Source organism: Methylorubrum podarium, assembly GCF_040270385.1.
Classification (GTDB): Bacteria; Pseudomonadota; Alphaproteobacteria; order Rhizobiales; family Beijerinckiaceae; genus Methylobacterium; species Methylobacterium podarium.
On the sequence record NZ_JBELQE010000010.1, the window covers coordinates 35872 to 53729 of the forward strand.

19 protein-coding genes are annotated in these 17858 nt (G+C 71.2%); 7 read left to right on the forward strand and 12 right to left on the reverse strand.

Annotated features, from left to right (window positions below; translation table 11 throughout):
* Positions 1-177: 177 nt before the first annotated feature.
* A complete protein-coding gene (locus ABS772_RS01120; protein WP_350391729.1) occupies positions 178-360 on the forward strand; it encodes a hypothetical protein in 183 nt (60 codons plus the stop codon).
* Positions 361-471: 111 nt separating this feature from the next.
* Here the strand turns inward: ABS772_RS01120 and ABS772_RS01125 are convergent, their stop codons facing one another.
* The 3 genes from ABS772_RS01125 to ABS772_RS01135 form a co-directional block, all read right to left on the reverse strand.
* The gene (locus ABS772_RS01125) at positions 472-1701 is read right to left on the reverse strand and encodes a GGDEF domain-containing protein (protein WP_350391730.1); all 1230 of its coding nucleotides are present in this window, start codon (positions 1699-1701) and stop codon (positions 472-474) included.
* A 281-nt stretch (positions 1702-1982) separates the two neighbouring features.
* Positions 1983-2321: a heat shock protein HspQ gene (gene hspQ, locus ABS772_RS01130; protein WP_231344020.1), complete on the reverse strand. Its 339-nt coding sequence runs from the start codon at positions 2319-2321 to the stop codon at positions 1983-1985.
* Positions 2322-2380: 59 nt separating this feature from the next.
* Positions 2381-3430, reverse strand: a complete 1050-nt coding sequence (locus ABS772_RS01135; RefSeq protein WP_238255114.1) for an HpcH/HpaI aldolase/citrate lyase family protein — start codon at positions 3428-3430, stop codon at positions 2381-2383.
* Between the two features lie 516 nt (positions 3431-3946).
* Here ABS772_RS01135 and ABS772_RS01140 point away from each other — a divergent pair.
* A complete protein-coding gene (locus ABS772_RS01140; RefSeq protein ID WP_350391731.1) occupies positions 3947-5236 on the forward strand; it encodes a patatin-like phospholipase family protein in 1290 nt (429 codons plus the stop codon).
* Between the two features lie 366 nt (positions 5237-5602).
* Here the strand turns inward: ABS772_RS01140 and ABS772_RS01145 are convergent, their stop codons facing one another.
* Complete coding sequence (locus tag ABS772_RS01145; protein ID WP_350391732.1) at positions 5603-6163, reverse strand: winged helix-turn-helix domain-containing protein; 561 nt, start codon at positions 6161-6163, stop codon at positions 5603-5605.
* 298 nt (positions 6164-6461) lie between these two features.
* The gene (locus tag ABS772_RS01150; protein ID WP_238255117.1) at positions 6462-7550 is read right to left on the reverse strand and encodes a replication protein RepA; all 1089 of its coding nucleotides are present in this window, start codon (positions 7548-7550) and stop codon (positions 6462-6464) included.
* A gap of 766 nt (positions 7551-8316) precedes the next feature.
* Here ABS772_RS01150 and mazG point away from each other — a divergent pair.
* Positions 8317-9147: a nucleoside triphosphate pyrophosphohydrolase gene (gene mazG, locus ABS772_RS01155; protein ID WP_350391733.1), complete on the forward strand. Its 831-nt coding sequence runs from the start codon at positions 8317-8319 to the stop codon at positions 9145-9147.
* Between the two features lie 146 nt (positions 9148-9293).
* Here mazG and ABS772_RS01160 read toward each other — a convergent pair whose 3' ends face one another.
* The 4 genes from ABS772_RS01160 to rimO form a co-directional block, all read right to left on the reverse strand.
* The gene (locus ABS772_RS01160) at positions 9294-9461 is read right to left on the reverse strand and encodes a hypothetical protein (RefSeq protein WP_238255119.1); all 168 of its coding nucleotides are present in this window, start codon (positions 9459-9461) and stop codon (positions 9294-9296) included.
* A gap of 111 nt (positions 9462-9572) precedes the next feature.
* Complete coding sequence (locus tag ABS772_RS01165; RefSeq protein ID WP_350391734.1) at positions 9573-10010, reverse strand: DoxX family protein; 438 nt, start codon at positions 10008-10010, stop codon at positions 9573-9575.
* A 10-nt stretch (positions 10011-10020) separates the two neighbouring features.
* Positions 10021-10203, reverse strand: coding sequence for a hypothetical protein (locus tag ABS772_RS01170; RefSeq protein WP_350391735.1), 183 nt, complete (start codon positions 10201-10203; stop codon positions 10021-10023).
* Between the two features lie 60 nt (positions 10204-10263).
* On the reverse strand, positions 10264-11610 hold the full coding sequence (gene rimO / locus ABS772_RS01175) for a 30S ribosomal protein S12 methylthiotransferase RimO (protein ID WP_350391736.1): 1347 nt from the start codon (positions 11608-11610) through the stop codon (positions 10264-10266).
* 131 nt (positions 11611-11741) lie between these two features.
* Between rimO and ABS772_RS01180 the strand changes: the two genes are divergently transcribed.
* The 4 genes from ABS772_RS01180 (at position 11742) to ABS772_RS01195 (ending at position 15258) form a co-directional block, all read left to right on the forward strand.
* Positions 11742-12164 (forward strand): hypothetical protein, encoded by a 423-nt coding sequence (locus ABS772_RS01180; protein WP_350391737.1) that lies wholly within the window; start codon positions 11742-11744, stop codon positions 12162-12164.
* 187 nt (positions 12165-12351) lie between these two features.
* Positions 12352-13776, forward strand: a complete 1425-nt coding sequence (gene pabB / locus ABS772_RS01185; protein WP_350391738.1) for an aminodeoxychorismate synthase component I — start codon at positions 12352-12354, stop codon at positions 13774-13776.
* Positions 13773-14414 carry an anthranilate synthase component II gene (locus ABS772_RS01190; RefSeq protein ID WP_350391739.1) on the forward strand — a complete coding sequence of 214 codons (642 nt, stop codon included), beginning with the start codon at positions 13773-13775 and terminating at the stop codon, positions 14412-14414. The genes pabB and ABS772_RS01190 overlap by 4 nt, the downstream gene beginning before the upstream one ends.
* Entirely contained in the window at positions 14401-15258 is an 858-nt protein-coding gene (locus tag ABS772_RS01195; RefSeq protein ID WP_350391740.1) for an aminotransferase class IV, read from the forward strand. The genes ABS772_RS01190 and ABS772_RS01195 overlap by 14 nt, the downstream gene beginning before the upstream one ends.
* A gap of 18 nt (positions 15259-15276) precedes the next feature.
* Here ABS772_RS01195 and pncA read toward each other — a convergent pair whose 3' ends face one another.
* The 3 genes from pncA to ABS772_RS01210 all read right to left on the reverse strand — a co-directional run bounded on the left by pncA (position 15277) and on the right by ABS772_RS01210 (position 17341).
* Positions 15277-15903, reverse strand: coding sequence for a bifunctional nicotinamidase/pyrazinamidase (gene pncA, locus ABS772_RS01200; protein WP_350391741.1), 627 nt, complete (start codon positions 15901-15903; stop codon positions 15277-15279).
* Between the two features lie 110 nt (positions 15904-16013).
* Positions 16014-16985, reverse strand: a complete 972-nt coding sequence (locus ABS772_RS01205) for a quinone oxidoreductase family protein (protein ID WP_350391742.1) — start codon at positions 16983-16985, stop codon at positions 16014-16016.
* A 128-nt stretch (positions 16986-17113) separates the two neighbouring features.
* Entirely contained in the window at positions 17114-17341 is a 228-nt protein-coding gene (locus ABS772_RS01210; protein WP_238257359.1) for a hypothetical protein, read from the reverse strand.
* Positions 17342-17858 lie beyond the last annotated feature (517 nt).

The window sequence follows — 17858 nt, forward strand, 5'->3', positions numbered from 1 at the left end:
TTCGTCCGAGATGTTGCGGACCGACACCATCGGCGGCCTGCCCCGATGATAGACCTTTTCGAGACCCGCGCGAGGACTCTTCGCTCCGCCCAAGGTTTCGCGCGAGGTTTCGCGTGCAACCGGGCCGGCCCCGCCGGGTTATTCCGTCACGAGATTTCCGACGACGGACGGTTCACGATGAGCATCTTCCAGATCCGGCAGAAGACGAGCGGCGCGATCCTCTGGACCGGCAGCGCCGAGGACGAGCGCACCGCCCTCGACGCCATGGCCCGCGAGGCCGGCTATCCCGATTCCGCCGCCCTCCCCGACACCCTGCGGGCGGCGGGCTTCGAGACGGCCAAGCTCGACCTGATCTCCTGAGATCCGGCCGGGTTTTCCCGACAGAGCAATCTCGACGGGGGCGTCCGCCGCGCGGGCGCCCCTCGCCGTTTCGACTCCTCGATCCGACGGTCGCGCGCCTCGGATGCCGTCTCAGGCGCAGCAGCCCCCCTCCGGCGACATCCGGGTCTTCGCCGCCTCCGGCACGGACCGCTCGGGCGAACGCTCCGCGGTCCGCTCCAGGCGGCGGGCGTGCAGCCGGTCGCGGCCATGGGCCTTGGCCTCGTAGAGCGCCGTGTCGGCGAGCGCCATCAGGGCGTCGAGCCCGGCCGGGCCGCCGTCGAACAGGGCGGCGCCGAGGCTGATCGTGGCGCCGTCGGGAAGGTCCCGGCCGCTCGCGCGGGCGAGGCGGGCGCGGATCGCCGCGCCGAGCGCGATCACCGCCGCCTCGTCGAGGCCCGGCGCCAGGATCACGAACTCGTCCCCGCCGAGCCGGGCCGGGATCGCGGTCCGCGGCAGGCAGGCATCGAGCACGCCGGTGAGCGCCACGAGGATGCGGTCGCCGGCGGCGTGGCCGAAGCCGTCGTTGATCGCCTTGAACCGGTCGACATCGAGCAGCAGCAGGGCGCCGGGCTGGCGCCGGGCGGCCGTCTCGCGCAGCGCCGCCGCGGCGCGGCTCTCGAAGGCGCGGCGGTTGAAGGCGCCGGTGAGGGGATCGCGCTCGGCGAGCGCCGCCATCGCCTCCTCGCGGCGGCGGCGCACGGCGGCGGCCATCAGCAGGGCGAGCAGCATCTCGACCAGGATGCCCTCGAACAGGGAGACCTGGATCATGATCCCCTTGAAGCCGACGAGGCTGACGAAGGCGCCGGGCAGGGGCACGAGCAGCGCCTTGAGGCCGTAGAAGGCACCGTGGACGAGGAAGACGGCGCCGAGCCCGTCCGAGGCGGCCGTGCGCTCGGAAAACGGCGCCCCGCCCCGGGCCAGGAGGAGATGGGCCGCCTTGACCGCCGCGACGGCGACGAGCGCGCTGTTCGTCATGGCGAAGGCCGGCGTCGGGTCGAGGCCGGGCGGCAGGAGCAGCAACCCGGCCCAGGGCAGGAGCAGCCCCCACCAGAGCGGCCCGATCCGGCGCCCGGTGAAGCGCGCCGTGCCGTACAGGAAGGCGAGGTGGGCGACGACCAGGAGGCCGTTCGCGAACCAGACGCCGAGGAGGAAGGAGGCGGAGCGCAGCGGCGAGAGCCCGCAGCCGACGACGATCGTGGAAAATCCCGCGCTCCACAGGAGCAGCGCGCCGCTGCGAAGGATGCGCCACTCGAACAGGAGAAAGCCCGCGGCCGCCGCGGCCGCCGCGAGGCTCATGAGCAGCATGGTGACCACATCCATGGTGATCCGGGCCCCGCGCAACGGTGAGGTGACGCGATCCGATAGCATCGGCGGTTGAACAAAGCGTTCCGCGGCCCGGCTCCGCGGTCCCTCACCCCGGCCGCACCGTTGCCGGCGACACGCTCGAGCCTCGTTCCGGCATCGTCTTCTGCCGGGAGCCGAACCTCAACGGTCGAGGCGACGCGTCGATCTTGACGTCGATCTTGGACGTCGATCTCGGGCAACGAACACCCGCCCCACGCCCGGCCCGGCCGCGGGGAGGGTGCGCCCTGCGGGACCGGTCAGTTCGCGTGGCCGATCCGCATGCGGTAGGCGCCGTCGGCGCTGCGCTCGAACACCTCGGGGATGCCGGCATGGCGCAGGGCCTCGCCGGAAGTGTCGGGCACGAGGTTCTGCTCGGAGACGTAGGCGACGTACTCGCTGTCCGCGTTCTCGGCGAGCAGGTGGTAGAAGGGCTGGTCCTTGCGCGGCCGGACCTCCTCCGGAATCGCGAGCCACCATTCCTCGGTGTTGGCGAATTCCGGATCGACGTCGAACACCACGCCTCGGAACGGGTAGATCCGGTGCCGGACCACCGCCCCGAGGCCGAACTTGGCGGTTCTCATGCTGGTCTGGGTCATGACCGATAGATAGGCCTCGCGCCCCTTCCGTTCCAACGCGCGGCCACTCTGCGCGACGATCAGGGCAGATTGTAGACCTTGGCGAGATCCGGATCCTTCTCCGCCACGAGGCGGGCGAGGTCGACGATGACCTTGGCCTGCTTCCAGGTGGCGTCGTCCTGCATCTTGCCGTCGATCATCACCGCGCCGGTGCCGTCGGGCATCGCCTCGACGATGCGGGCGGCGAAGTTCACCTCCGCCGGGTCGGGGGCGAACACGGTCTTGGCGAGCGCGACCTGGCTCGGATGCAGGGTCCAGGCGCCGGCGCAGCCCATCAGGAAGGCGTTGCGGAACTGCACCTCGCAGGCGGCCGAATCGGAGAAGTCGCCGAACGGGCCGTAGAACGCCTTGATGCCGTTGGCCATGCAGGCATCGACCATCCGGGCGATCGTGTAGTGCCACAGGTCCTGCTGGGCGGAGGACCGCTCGGCGTCCCCCTTCGGATCGGAGAGCACGCGGTAATCCGGGTGGCCGCCGCCGACGCGGGTGGTCTTCATGCCGCGCGAGGCCGCGAGGTCGGCGGGGCCGAGGCTCATGCCGTGCATGCGGGGCGAGGCGCAGGCGATGGCATCGACGTTGGCCACGCCCTCCGCCGTCTCGAGGATGGCGTGGACGAGGATCGGCTTCCTGACGTGATGGCGCGCCTCGAGCTGGGCGAGCAGCTGGTCGATGTAGTGGATGTCCCAGGGCCCCTCGACCTTGGGCACCATCACCACGTCGAGCTTGTCGCCGACCTCGGCGACGAGGGTGAACAGGTCGTCGAGGATCCAGGGCGAGTTCAGGGCATTGATGCGGGTCCACAGGCCGGTGCCCGAGGCGGCGAAGTCGGTGGCCTTGGCCATCGCGACGAAGCCGTTGCGCGCCGCCTCCTTCTGGTCGGCGGGGACCGCGTCCTCCAGGTTGCCGAGCACCACGTCGACCGTCTTGGCGAGGTCGGGCACGCGGGCGCGGACCTTCTCGTTGTGGGGCGGCACGAAGTGGATCATCCGTTCGAGCTTGATCGGCACTTCGCGGAACGGCTCGGGCGCACCCGCGGCGAGCGGCTGGAAGAAGCGGCGCGGCAGTTTCATCGGCTCTCGGTCTCCGGCGTCGTACAGGGACTCGGCGAAGGGATCGGCGAAGGGACTCGCCATGTGCCCTCAGCTTACGCTTGTGCCCTTGCTTGTGCCTTCGGGGTTAGAGCACGCCGCCCCCCGGCGTAAAGCCGACCTTGGTCCTGCCCCTCGCCGCCGGTCCGCGCCCCCCTCGCGGCCCGCCGGCTCGTGCGCCCGCGCACGGCTCGCGCATGTCTCCGTCGGTGGAGTATCCGAAAGCGGCGATTGCGCCGCGATCCGAATCGGACGACGATTCCCGAGGATTCGGGCGTATTCATCGAGATTTTCGGCGTCTTCGCGTCTCCTGTCCGGGTGCCGAGACATGATCAGGGCCCTTCCAGGGCCTTTCGCGGCGTGATCGCGGGTCGCGCGGAACGGCAAAGCTTGCCCGGCGAAGCATTCGGCGCCGGGCCGGCAGGACGGAACGGACCGCCGCGGCCCGTGTTTTTTGGCCGAGGCGGGCTGTCGAACACCGTCGGGAGACGTGCGTCGATGCCGAAACTGTTCAACGAACCGATCCTGCGCGAGCGTCCGTCGCCCGGGACGCGGACCGCTCGGCCGCTGGCCCTCGCGCTGGTCGCCCTCGCCCTGTCGCAGGGGGCCATGGCCGGACCGGCGGCGAAGAAGGCCGCCGACGAGCGGCCGGACTACACCGCCGCCCAGGCCGCGACCGCGCGTCCCGAGGGCCTGCCGGCCTCGGTGCGGATCGCGGGCGACGACGTGAGCGCGTTCCAGGCCCTGATCGACGGGGCGCCGCGCGCCTCCGACCCCTGGCTGGTGCTCTCCGGCGGCGGCGAGAACGGCGCCTTCGCCGCCGGGCTGCTGTCCGGCTGGTCCGAGCGCGGCGACCGCCCCGCCTTCGGCGTGATCACCGGCGTCTCGACCGGCGCGCTGATCGCACCCTTCGCCTTCGCGGCGCCGACCCTCGGCCCCAGGGCCGACGCGGCGCTGCGCGAGAACTACACCGAGATCTCGGCGGCCGACGTGTTCGAGTTCGGGGGAACCCAGGATTCGCTGACCGATACCTGGCCGCTCAAGGAGCGGATCGGGCGGGCGGTGACGCCGGCCCTGCTCAAGGCCGTGGCGGCCGAGCACGCCAAGGGCCGCCGCCTGTTGATCGCCACGACCCAGATCGACAGCGAGCGGCCGGTGCTGTGGGACATGGGCGCCATCGCCCAGCGCAACGCCGAGACGGGCGATCCGCGGGCGCTCGCCCTGTTCCGTCAGATCGTGCTCGCCTCGACGGCGGTGCCCGGCGTCTTCCCGCCGGTGGCGATCCCCGCCGAAGCGAAGGACGGGACGAAGACCAAATCCTTCGCGGAGCTGCACGACGACGGCGGGGCGATGGCCCCGTTCTACCTCGCGCCGGCCGCCGCCCTGGACGGGGAGGCGCGGCTGCGCCTGCCGACGAACCGGGTCTACCTCGTCGTCAACAACCGGCTCGAACCGGAATTCCAGATGGCCTCGCGCACCACGCTCTCGGTGCTCGGCCGCACGATGTCGGCGGCGATCAAGGCGCAGACCCGCGCGGCGCTCGCGCTCTCCAAGGCCTATGCCGCGCGCACCGGTCTCGACCTGCGGATCGCCCTGATCGACGGGCGCTTCGCCAAGACCTCGGAGAAGCCCTTCGACCAGCCCTACATGAAGGCGCTGTTCGCCCACGGCGAGGCCCTGGCGCGCGACGGCAGCGCCTTCACCCAGGCCCATCCGCCCGGCACGGCGCTGGGCCTGGACCGGCGCGACATCCCGGAATCGACCGGCTCCGTCACCGCCTCGCGCTGAGGGAAAAGAAGCGACGAGCCAATTGTCGCTGGTCGTCGCTAACGCTATCTTTCGCGTTGGGAACCGGACGAGGTTTGGACCCCCGCCCGGTCCCCTGCGGGCTAGAAGGTGATGGCGAGGATCAGTCGCAATCCCTCCACCGCAGAGTGACCGAGATGATGATCATCTCGTCCTCCTCTGTGGTATCCGGTGGCCATCGCCGGACAAGGCATTTACAATCGGAGGCTGCACAACGGTCAAGCGATCGCTGTGCAGCTTCCTCCTTCGTCTCATGGGCCAAGTCGAACCGATCCGGAGCTTCGCCAGCCCGGCCAGGTCGCGCGCCGAATCGGCCATGCAATGCCCTCTCAATAACGGCGAGGGCGCCTATCCCTCCTCCGCGTCGGCCGGGGCGTAGACAGCCTCGCCCAGGCGCTTGAGCGGGCCGCCGGGGCCGGAGCGCTTCCAGAGCCGGGTGTTGAGCGCCGCCACCGGATCCTGCCCCGGCAGGGAAAACCCCTGCTCGGTGATCCGCGCCAGGATCTCGCCGGCATGCAGCGGGCGGCCCGCCTCCTCCAGGACGGCGAGCGCCGCCTCGATCACAGCGCGGCCGTAGCGGCGGGCGAGCACCGTCTCCGACAGGCCGGCATCGCCCTCGACCGGCGCGGCGGCGGCCGGCGCGGGCGGCCTCTCGCGCCCAGGGGCGGGGGGAGCCGGAGGCGTGGCGGCCGGCACCCGAACCGGCTGCGGCACGGGTTGCGGATCGGGGGTGGGCACGGGCGCCGCCGCGCGCTCGGCCTCGGCCGGCCCGGCGGAAGGGGCCGGGCCGCCGAGGCGGCGGCCGAGATCGAGGTAGAGGAGAAGATCGGCGATCTGCCGCTCGATCGCGTCACGCTGCCGCCGCAGCGCCTCCAGCCGCGCCAGGGCCTCGGCTTCCGACAGGACCATGCGAGAAATTCCGGTCGCTCATTCCCAAGAGGGAAAAGGGTTCGGAACGGAGGATGGCACGGAATGGAAGAGCTGGCGAGCCTTTTCTATTCCATCCGTATATTCCATTCCGGAACACGTCTCGCACGGATGGAGGGAAGGCCGAAGCCTCCGTCGGCGTCTCTCCTGAAATGCCATCAGATGAGGAGCCGGAGGAAGACCAGTCCATTCCCTAAGGTGGAATATTCCATATCGCTCCGGTCAGGCTATCGTCGCCAATGGAATATTCCGTACACCAAAACGCCGAGGGAAAATTCGGTCAGGCGCGGGCCGCCGCGCGCGCGGTGCGGGCGGCTTTGGGGGGCACCAGCAGGCTGCCGGGATCGGCCGGGTGGAGCAGCATCCCGCCCTCGTCGAGGTCGATCCGCAGCCGCGGGAACACCTCCAGCAGGCCGGCGAGATCCGCCTTGAAGGCCTGGCGGAAGCTGCGCAGGCTGGCGTTCTCGGCGCCGAACTGGCGGTGCAGGTTGTCCCAGGTGAGGCGCAGGGGCCGCTGCAGGGCGCGCAGGCGATAGCCGGTCCAGAACAGGAGATCGAGCTTGCGCGCCGAGCCGGAGAAGGCCCGCGCCGCGCGGATATCGACCGGCAGGGCGTGGCGGATCAGGCTGTCGTAGAAGTCCTGGTGGAACGAGACGGTGCGCTGCCAGACGAGGCCGTCCTCGCCCCGCCGCCAGAGTTCGAGCTGGCGGAAGGGGGGTACGTTGAGGGTCGAGGCCTGCCCCTCCCCGTCCCACAGGCCGATCTGCATCGAGCAGGCGGCGAGCCGGTTGAGCTGTTCCTTGAACGCGCCGATGGTGCCGCGCTCGCCCCCGGTGACGGCGAATCCCATCGCCTTCATGAAGCCCGAGAGGCTGTCGGCGACCTCGATGGTCGGGCTCCTCTGGCGCACCGCCTCGGTGCAGAGATGCAGGAGCACCAGCCGGGCCTTGGGGCCGTAGGGCAGGCCCTGCAGCTCCATCTCGCCGGTGACCGGGTTCTTGAGGCGCCCCGCCGAGAGGCTGAGCGAGTTGCGGCCGTATTCCCGCACGAAGTCGCGGGCGTCACCGGGATCGCGGTAGGGCAGGCCGCACAGCGCCAGCACGGAATGCAGGTGCTGGAGGTTTTCGGGACCGGTCGGCTCGTTCTCGATCACCGCGCGCACGGCGTCGCGGCGGCGGCGGTCGCGGCCCATGGCCTCGCGGGCGCGCGCCGCCTCCCCCGCCTGCGCCCGGGCGGTGTCGCGCTCGCGCTGGCGAAACACCAGGTGCTCGACGATCGGCGCGAACAGGAACCCGCCCCGCGCCGCCTCGAGCTCCGCCAGCAGATCCGGGTCGCGGATCGCGGCGATCTTGGCCTCCAGCCCCGACATGGCGTGCCCTCAAGACCTCCCGCTGCGTGTCACGTCGTCCGCCTCTCGCGCCCTCGGGTCCCGGCCGGAATCGCCGGGGACCTCATGGCCGCAACCGATCTGTCACGATTCGGCTCCGCGGAGTCCCGTGGCCTTTCGGAGTTTTCCCGGGAATCCACGCTTGGGCTCGTGAGTCCTGCACAGGCGCGTCGCTCGCGGCCGGAGGAGGGGCGGCCCCGCGCACGCAGAGCTCCATACGCCCCCCGGCCGGCCCGAATCCGCCCGCGCAGAGTTCGATACGCCCCCCCACACGCCCTTTGCCGACCCTCGGCCCCGGACTTGTCCCCGCTCTCCCCCGCCCGGACCGGTTTTGCACGCCGAATCCGGTACGGACCCGCGCAGAATCCGATGCGCCAGCCCCCGCCTCCCACGCAGAATTCGATGCATCATCGCGCAGAGTCCGATGCGTCCCCGCGCAGAGTTCGATGCGCGAAGGGGTCTCAAGCCACGGGCGGATCAGGGCTTTCTCGCCTGCCCTATAACCTGCTGAACTGACTCCCTGAGAATCCTTAACAGATAGCTTTCCTAGGAAGAGTCGCGGTGCGTTCGCCAAACCGAACGGCGCCTTTCTCTCGTCTTTTCAAAAGGAATAATCGGAATTTTGCACAGGCTTTACCCCTCCCCGCTCCGCTCGAGAGCGCGTGGACCGACGCTGCGCGCGGGCGGCGGACGGTCTATGAGCGGTGGCTCGGCTGAGACCGGGCGAGGGATGCGGGACGGACGAGCGATGAACGAGGCGCCGATCGACAGGCTGCTGACGCTGATGGCGCGCTTGCGCGATCCGGACCGGGGCTGCGCCTGGGACGTGGAGCAGACCGCTGCCAGCATCGTCCCCTACACGATCGAGGAGGCCTACGAGGTCGCCGACGCGGTCGAGCGCGGCGACCGGGCGGACCTGCGCGACGAACTCGGCGACCTCCTGCTCCAGGTCGTGTTCCAGGCGCGGATCGCCGAGGAGGAGGGCGCCTTCCGCTTCGACGACGTGGCCGAGGCGATCTGCGCCAAGCTGATCCGGCGCCATCCCCACGTCTTCGACGCGTCGGGCGCGTTCCTGCCGCCCGAGCGGCGGCCGACCGATCCGGCGGCGATCAAGGCGGCCTGGGACCGGATCAAGGCGCGGGAGCGTGCGGAGAAGGCGATAACGGGCAAGGCCGAGGCGGCGGGTCCGCTCGCCGGCGTCTCCCGCGCCCTCCCCGCCCTCGCCCGGGCCGACCGGATCTCGAAGCGCGCCGCCGCCGTCGGCTTCGACTGGCCGGACGCGGCCGAGGTCCTGGCCAAGGTGCGCGAGGAGGTCGACGAGGTCGAGGAGAGCCTGGGCGCGGGCGAGCCGGAGGCGGTGTTCGAGGAGATCGGCGACCTGCTGTTCTCGGTCGCCAACCTCGCCCGTCACGCGGGCGTCGATCCGGAAGAGGCCCTGCGCCGCGGCACCGCGAAGTTCGAGCGTCGCTTCACCGCCATGGCCGCCCGGCTCGCCGCCGAGGGGCACGCCCTGGAGGGCACCCCCCTCCCCGCCATGGAGGCGGCCTGGCAGGCGGTCAAGCGCGACGAGAAAGTCTGAGGCTCACGGATCCGGGGATCCCAAAGGGCCTCGGGCCCTTCGGCGGGTTCCGAGGGCGGAGCCCTCGGAGCGGCGGAGCCGATTGGCAGGGCTCTGCCCTGCACCTTTGACAAGGACTCGTCCTTTCGAAACCTCTGATCAGGGCCTCACTTCTCGGTCCGCGGTCCGCCCTTTCGCGGCGGCTTCGGCTCCGGTGCCTTCGGCTTCAGGCGCTCCACGACTTGCTCCAGGGCGCGCTCGACTGCCGCCTGCTCCGGCGGTGCGGCACCGTCCTGCGGGCGATTCGTCCGGTTCGAGTCGCGGCTCTTCGGCATGGACGCGAGCCTAGACAGGATTGTGAGCCGAAGACCACCGGTTGAGCCCGGTCGGATACGCTGTCGGGGGCGTTGTCCTCAGCGAAAGGCCCTGCTGGTCGCAGGTTAATCTTAACGCTTTGCCGCGCCAGGGCTCTTTCGTCTTACCGCGAAAGGCCAGTCGATGGCGTGGACGGCGTAGAGCGCCCACCACACCATCACCGGCTGAAGCGCGAGACGGGGGCCGTGATACCACCACGTGTCGGGGATCGGCGGCACGGCGATGCCTTCGACCGCCTGCTTGATGTTGGCCGGGACCACGCAGACCGCGTAGAGCGCGAGCATGAGGCCGGCGAGCCGCCGCAGCCGCGGCACGAACAGCGCCAGGGCGCCCGCGATCTCGCACAGGCCGGTGCCGATCACCACGAGGCGCGGCGCGGGCACCCAGTCCGGCATGATCGGCAGGAACCGGTCTGTGGCCGCGAGATGGACGATGCCGATGACACCGTAGAGGCCGATCAGGCCGTAGCGCGGCCAGCGGCGGTCGTCGCGCCCCCCAGAATCGCGCATCCCGGATCCGTCAGGCGGACCGGTCGTCCTTGTCCGTCTTGCTCTTCCCCGAGGCCGTGTTGCCGCGGGCGGCTTCCTCGGCCTCGGTGCCGGCGCGCTCCATCGGGCCGGCCTGCGCCTTCACCTTGCCCGTCGCCGGGTCCCTGGGCGAGATCGCGGCCCCGTCGCCCTGGTCGCGCTGCTCGTCCGCCATCTTTTCCTCGCTGTCCCTGTGGTGACGGGGCAACGCGTCGCGCGGGCGGCGGTTCGCGCCCTACACGGCGATGCCGTGCAGGTCGTAGGCGTCGGCCCGCTCGATCTTCACGGTGACGATGTCGCCCGGCCGCACCGGACGGCGCGAGGCGACGTGGACGCTGCCGTCGATCTCCGGCGCGTCGGCCTTGGAGCGGCCCCGCGCCACGCTCGGCCCCGCCTCGTCGATGATGACCTGCACGCGCTTGCCCACCTTCGCCCGCTGCAGCTTGAGCGAGACGAGGCCCTGCGCCTCCATGAAGCGGCGCTTGCGCTCGGCCTTCACCTCCGGCGGCACCAGGGCCGCGAGATCGTTGGCGGGCGCGCCCTTGACCGGCTCGTACTCGAAGCAGCCGACCCGCTCCAGCCGGGCCTCGCGGATCCAGTCGAGCAGCTCCTCGAACTCGGCCTCGGTCTCGCCGGGGAAGCCGACGATGAAGGTCGAGCGGATGGCGAGATCCGGGCAGATCTCGCGCCAGCGCCGGATGCGCTCCAGTTGGCGTTCTTGGTTGCCGGGCCGGCGCATCCGCTTGAGCACCGAGGGGCTCGCGTGCTGGAGCGGCATGTCGAGATAGGGAAGGATCTTGCCCTCGGCCATCAGCGGGATGACCTCGTCGACATGCGGATAGGGGTAGACGTAGTGCAGCCGCACCCAGGCCCCGAGCTCACCGAGTTCCTTGGCCAGGTCGTAGAAGCGGGCGCGCACCTCCCGGTCGCGCCACGGGCTCGTGGCGTAGCGGGTGTCGATGCCGTAGGCGCTCGTGTCCTGCGAGACGACGAGCAGCTCCTTCACGCCGGCCTTCACCAGCTTCTCCGCCTCGCGCAGCACGTCGCCCGCCGGGCGGCTGACGAGATCGCCGCGCAGAGAGGGGATGATGCAGAAGGTGCAGCGGTTGTTGCAGCCCTCGGAAATCTTCAGGTAGGCGTAGTGGCGCGGGGTGAGCTTGACCCCCTGCGGCGGGATCAGGTCGAGGAACGGGTCGTGGGCGGGCGGCACCGCCTCGTGCACCGCGGCGACCACCGACTCGTAGGCCTGGGGGCCGGTGACGGCCAACAGGTTCGGGTATTTTTCGCGGATCTCGTCGGGCTGCGCGCCCATGCAGCCGGTGACGATCACCCGGCCGTTCTCGGCCATGGCTTCGCCGATGGCCTGGAGCGACTCGGCCTTGGCCGAATCGAGGAAGCCGCAGGTGTTGACGATGACCACGTCGGCCCCGTCGTGGCGGCGCGACAGCTCGTAGCCCTCCGCCCGCAGATGGGTGAGGATGCGCTCGGAATCGACGAGCGCCTTGGGACAGCCCAGCGACACGAAGGAGATCCGCGGCGCGGCGGCGCCCTTGGTGTCCGAGGGGGAGGCGGTTGCGGTCATGACGGCTCGTCGGGGGCGGCCCTCCCGAACGGAGGCCCGCGCGTCCTGCATCGATGGCGGTGGATGGGCCGATATAACCGCATTGGGGCGCGGTTGCGAGCGTGGCCGGAAACAGGAGCGACCGGAAACCGATGGAGCGCGACCGCACCCGGATCAGCCTGCGCATCCGGCACCCGAGCCGGCCGGCGGCCGAACTCTGCGAGGCCCTGCCCTTCGCGCCGGGACGGACCTGGGACGTCGGCGCCCCGCGCACCAGTCCCAAGGGCACGCCGCTGCCCGGATGCAACGCGGACACCTACGCCACCTTCCCCCTGAGCGAGGGCACCGGCTGGCCCGCCGAGGCGGTTGCCGCCGCCGCCGAGCGGGTGGCGCCGCACGGCGCGCGGTTCCTGGCGTGGCGGGCGGAGGGCGGCACGGTCGCGTTCTTCGTCGGCTGGTTCATGGCGGGCGGCAATTCCGGCGACCTGTTCGAACCCGGACTCCTGGCCCGGCTCGGCGCGCTGGGCGTCGGCCTGTCGCTCGACATCTACGCCGGAGCGGATGAGGAGCAGTGATGTCTATCAAAAATACCGATGAGACAATGGCTTGCGATCGCATCCTGAAGCGGTTTGTCAAGCGACTGCCGGATGCGGCGCATACCTCTCCCGCGGGGCCGGAACGTGAGGGCGATTGACGGAAGGCTGCCATGCGCCCTTGGGTAGGTCGGAAAAGAGCGCCGCACGAGGCACGGCAACCGAACCCATGGTCTGGACCCGCGAGATCCCCTTCATCGACCCGGTCGCGGCCGCCGCGCGGCTCGCCCGGCTGCCCGGGCTCGCCTTCCTCGACAGCGCCATGCGGCACGACACGCTCGGCCGCGTCTCGGTGCTGGCCGCCGACCCGTTCGGGCGGTTCCGCTACCGCGACGGCCGCGCGACGCTCGACGGGCGCGCGGTGCCGGGCTCGCCCATCGCGGCGCTGCGGGCCTGCCTCGCGCCCTACCGTCTGGCGCCGCGGGCCGACCTGCCGGCCTTTCCGGGGGCGGCGATCGGCTACTTCGCCTACGATCTCGGCGCGAGCCTGGAGCGGGTCGCGGCCCCGGCGCGCCGGGCGGGGCTCACCGACGACAGCGCCTTCAACCTCTACGACACGCTGCTCGCCGTCGATCACGGCCGGCGCACCTGCCTCCTGATCGCCACCGGCTTTCCCGAGACCGATCCCCGCGCCCGGGAAGCGCGCGCGCAAGACCGGCTCGACAGCTTCGCGGCTCTCCTCGAAGCCGCGTCCGAACCCCTGCCGACATGGAGCGGCGCCAAGCTCTCATGGCGCTCGAACTTCTCCCGCGAAGGCTATGAGATTGCAGTCGAAAAGGTCCGCGACTACATCCGCGCCGGCGACATCTATCAGGCCAACATCGCCCAGCGCTTCGCCGCCGACCTGCCGCCCGGTTTCGACGCCTTCGCCTTCTACCGGCGGCTTCGCGAGACCAATCCGGCGACCTTCGGCGCCTATCTCGATTTCGAGGGACTCACCGTCGCCTCCTCCTCGCCGGAGCGCTTCCTCAAGCTCGAGGGGCGGGCGGTCGAGACCCGGCCGATCAAGGGCACCGTGGCCCGCGACCCCGATCCCGCCCGCGACGCCGCGATCGCCGCCGCGCTTGCACGCAACCCGAAGGAGCGGGCCGAGAACATCATGATCGTGGATCTGCTGCGCAACGACCTGTCGCGGGTGTGCGAGCCGGGCAGCGTGCGGGTGCCGACCCTGTGCGGGCTGGAATCCTATGCCGGCATCCACCATCTCGTCTCGGTGGTGACGGGCACGCTCCGGGAGGGGGCGGACGCCCTCGACCTCATCGAGAAGACCTTTCCCGGCGGCTCGATCACCGGCGCGCCGAAGCTCAGGGCCATGGACATCATCACCGAGATCGAGGGCGACGCGCGCGAGCTCTATTGCGGGGCGATCGGTGCGCTCGGCTTCGACGGCTCGCTCGACACCTCGATCGCGATCCGCACCGTGTTCATGGACGAGCGGCAGGCCGTGCTCCAGGCCGGCGGCGGCGTGACGCTGCTGTCCGAGCCCGGTCCCGAATACGAGGAGACGCTGACCAAGGCGGCCCGCGTCTTCGCGGCGTTCGAGCCGACTTGCGAGCCGACTTGCGAGACGGCCTGCGAGGAGACGGGCGCATGATCCTCGTCGTCGACAACTACGATTCCTTCGTCTTCAACGTGGTGCGCTACTTCGAGGAGCTGGGCGAGACGGTCGAGGTCGTGCGCAACGACGCGCTGGACGTGGCCGGCATCCGCGCCCGGAACCCGGAGGCGGTGGTGATCTCGCCGGGCCCCTGCACGCCGCAGGAGGCCGGCGTCAGCCTGCCCGCGATCCGCGAACTCTCCGGCGCGGTGCCGATCCTCGGCGTCTGCCTCGGGCATCAGGCGATCGGCGCGGCCTTCGGCGGCCGGGTCGAGCGGGCGGGCCGCCCGCTGCACGGCCACGCCACCCCGATCCGGCACGGGGGCGAGCGGCTGTTCGAGGGGCTGCCGCAGCCGATGCAGGTCGGGCGCTACCACTCGCTGATCGTGGCGCCGACGCCGGAGATGGAGCGCCACCTCACGGTCGACGCCGCCTCGGGGGAGGGCGAGGTCATGGCGCTCTCGCATCGCAGCCACCCGACCTGGGGCATCCAGTTCCACCCGGAATCGGTGCTGACCGAGAACGGCCACGCGCTGTTCGCCAACTTCCTGAAGGGCGCCCGCGCGTGGCGGGAGGCGGGCGCGCCGAAGCGGACGGACGGGCGGACGGACAGGCTCGCCGATGCTGTGGTCTGACGGGCGGCTGGTCGAGGGCGGCACCCTCCCCTTCGCCATGGGCGACCGCGGCCTGCTGCTCGGCGACGGGGTGTTCGACACGGCGCTCGGACTTCAGGGCCAGGTCGCGTTCGAGGCCGCCCATGTCGCTCGCCTCGCCGCCGCCGCGGAGGCGCTCGGCATCCCCGTCGAGCGGGCGCGGATCGTCGAGGCGATGCGCGCGCTCGCCGCCACCGCGCCGCTCGCGGCGGTCCGCACCACCCTGACCCGCGGCCCCGGCCCGCGCGGGCTCGCGCCGCCCCCCGAGCCGGCGCCGTTCCTGTTCGGCAGCGCCGCGCCGGCCCGCGCCGCCCTGTTCTTCGCGCCCCTGCGGCTGACCTTCACGCCGATCGCCCGCAACGACAGCTCGCCGGCCGCGCGCCTGAAGACGCTCGGCTATCTCGACGCGGTGCTCGCCGCCCGGGACGCGCAGGCGCAAGGGTTCGACGAGGCCCTGTTCCGCAACACGAAGGGCCGCGTGGCCTGCGCCGGCACCGGCAATGTTTTCGGAGTTTTCGGAAGCACACTCGTCACGCCGCCGCTGGATGACGGCGTCCTGCCCGGCATCGTCCGGGCCGAGATTCTTCTGCGGGTTGCCCCTGCCCTCGGGCTGGCGGTCGAGGAGCGCCCTCTCCTGCCGTCCGACCTTGAGGCCGCCGAGGCGCTGTTCGTCACCAACTCCCTGCGCCTGCTCGCGCCCGTGACGGCGCTCGGTGCGCAGGCCTACGACAGCGCCGGGCACGAGACCGTCCGACGCCTCTGCGCCGCCCTGCGGGCGGCGGTGGCCGCGGATTGCGGAGTCGGGCCGGAGGCGCTCGACCCGTGATCCGGTGATCCCGGGATCTCAGACGAGCGCGCTGCTCGCGACCCGCCCGACCCCTGCCCGCTCCATCTCGGCCCAGGCCCGGCTCAGCGAGCCGTCGAGGTCGATGCCCCGCACGGCGTCCTCGACCACGGTCACGGCGAACCCGGCCCGGCGGGCGTCGAGGGCGGTCCAGAGCACGCAGAAATCGGTGGCGAGGCCGGCGAGGAACAGGCGGGTCAGGCCGCGCTCGGCGAGGTAGCCGGCGAGACCGGTGCGGGTCCGGCGGTCGGCCTCGAGGAAGGCCGAGTAGCTGTCGATGCCGGGGTGACACCCTTTGCGGATCACGAGTTCGGCCCGCTCCGCCCGCAGCTCCGCGGCCAGCTCGGCGCCGCGGGTGCCCTGCACGCAGTGTTCCGGCCAGAGCACCTGTTCGCCGTAGGGCAGGGATGCGGTGTCGAAGGGCGCCCTGCCCGGATGGCTTCCGTGGAAGGAGGCGTGGCCGGGCGGGTGCCAGTCCTGGGTTAGGATCACGTGGGGCGCACGCGCCGCCAGCCGGTTGATCGGGGCGATCACCGCATCGCCGTCGGGCACGGCGAGCGCCCCGCCGGGCAGGAAATCGTTCTGCACGTCGATGACGAGCAGAACGTCGGTCTCCGTCAGTCTCATCGCCAAAGTCTTATCGCCAAAGTCTCATCGCCAGGTCCCGGGATCCAAGGGACAAGTCCCCTGGTGGGTCCGGGCAAGGCCCGGAATCCTTGTATCCGGTGATCCTGCGATCACGGCGTCATCACCGTCGTGCCGGTCGTCTGCCGCCCGGCGAGGTCGCGGTGAACCTGGGCCGCGTCGGCGAGCTTGGCCCGGGAATGGATCGGGATCGTCACCGCCCCGCTCGCGACCACCTCGAACAGCTCGGCGGCGTTGGCGTCGAGGCTCTCGCGGGTGGCGATGTGGGTGAACAGGGTCGGGCGGGTGGCGAAGAGCGAGCCCTTGGCGGCGAGGATGCCGATGTCGAAGGCGTCGATCGGCCCGGAGGACGAGCCGAAGCTCGCGAAGATGCCGAAGGGCCGCAGGCAGTCGAGGGAGGCGGGGAAGGTCGCCTTGCCGACGCCGTCATAGACCACCGGCACGCCCTTGCCGCCCGTGATCTCGCGCACGCGTGCGGAAAAGTCTTCGTCGCGGTAGAGGATGACGTGGTCGCAGCCGTGTTCCTTCGCGAGCGCCGCCTTCTCCTGCGAGCCGACGGTGCCGATCACCGTGGCGCCGAGATGCTTGGCCCATTGCGTGGCGATGAGGCCGACGCCGCCCGCGGCGGCGTGGAACAGGATCGTGTCGCCGGGCTGCACCCGGTAGGTCCGGCGCAGCAGGTACTGCGCGGTGAGGCCTTTCAGCATCATCGCCGCGGCGGTCTCGTCGGAGATCGAATCCGGCACGTGGACGACGCCCTTGGTATCGACCACGACCTCCTCGGCATAGGTGCCGGTGGCACCCGCATAGGCGACGCGCTCGCCGACCCGGAAATCGGTCACGCCCTCGCCGAGCGCGTCGACCACGCCCGCGCCCTCCTTGCCGAGGGTGAAGGGAAGCGAGGGCGCCTTGTAGGCGCCGGAGCGGAAGTAGATGTCGATGAAGTTGACGCCGATGGCGGTCTGGCGGACGCGGATCTGGCCCGGCCCCGGTTCGGGCGAGGGCACGTCCTCGTAGACCATCGCCTCCGGCCCACCGTAGGCGTGCACCCGGATCGCCTTCATCGCGCTCTCCCACCCGTTTCCATCTCGAATGACGGGCGAGATATCGGTTCCGCGGGGCGAGGCAAGGGTTCCGGAGCGCTTATGCCCGGAGCACACCGGCTCGACGCGCGTCCGGCGCGGCGTCCCCGCTACGCCTCCCGGACCGCGACCTGCATGCCCATGCCCGACAGACAGCGCTCGATGCGCTGCGTGAGCTCGGGCGTCAGCTCGCGCACGTGGACGTGCAGGGTCCCGGTATCCTCCGGGCGCACGGTGACCCGGTAGCGCAGCCCCTCATCCTCCATCTGGCGCAGCAGGTTGCCGCTCGCCGTGGTCATCGCGGTGATATGCTGCTCGACGAGTTCGGGCTTCATCATCCGCGACCACTCCGCCCGCTGCCCGTGTCGCTTCGCCGGGACGCGGCGGGGCCGTCCTCGCGCGGCGTCCGGACGTTCTGGACCGGCGGGAACAGCCGCGCGAGCCCGCGCGCCACGCCCGAGAGCACGGGGTCGAAGGCGGAGTCGAGCCGTGTCCGTTCGGACTCCGGCTGCGAGGTGATGAATGGCTTCATGGAACGCCCCCCTCGGACGTCAATGATCGTTCGGACCCTTCGAGAGTGCGGCGAGAGCGCGCAGTTCTCTCAACATAAGTTGGCAATGCGGCGGGCGGGATTTGGTTTCATTTCCGTCCGATCCGCCCCGCCCGGAGTCCCGGCCACCGCGCCGGCGCTCGCTGCACGTCGCCCACCGCCGCTGCGCCACCGACTTTGCGCCGCACTTGACCCCGCGCCGGCCGCACCTCTGTAGGAAGTCGGCCCCCGATCTTCGCGTCGCGGGCGGTTCTGAAGGAGTCTCCCGTCGTGACGGTCCCGGTGCAGACCTCCCCCGCCGGCCC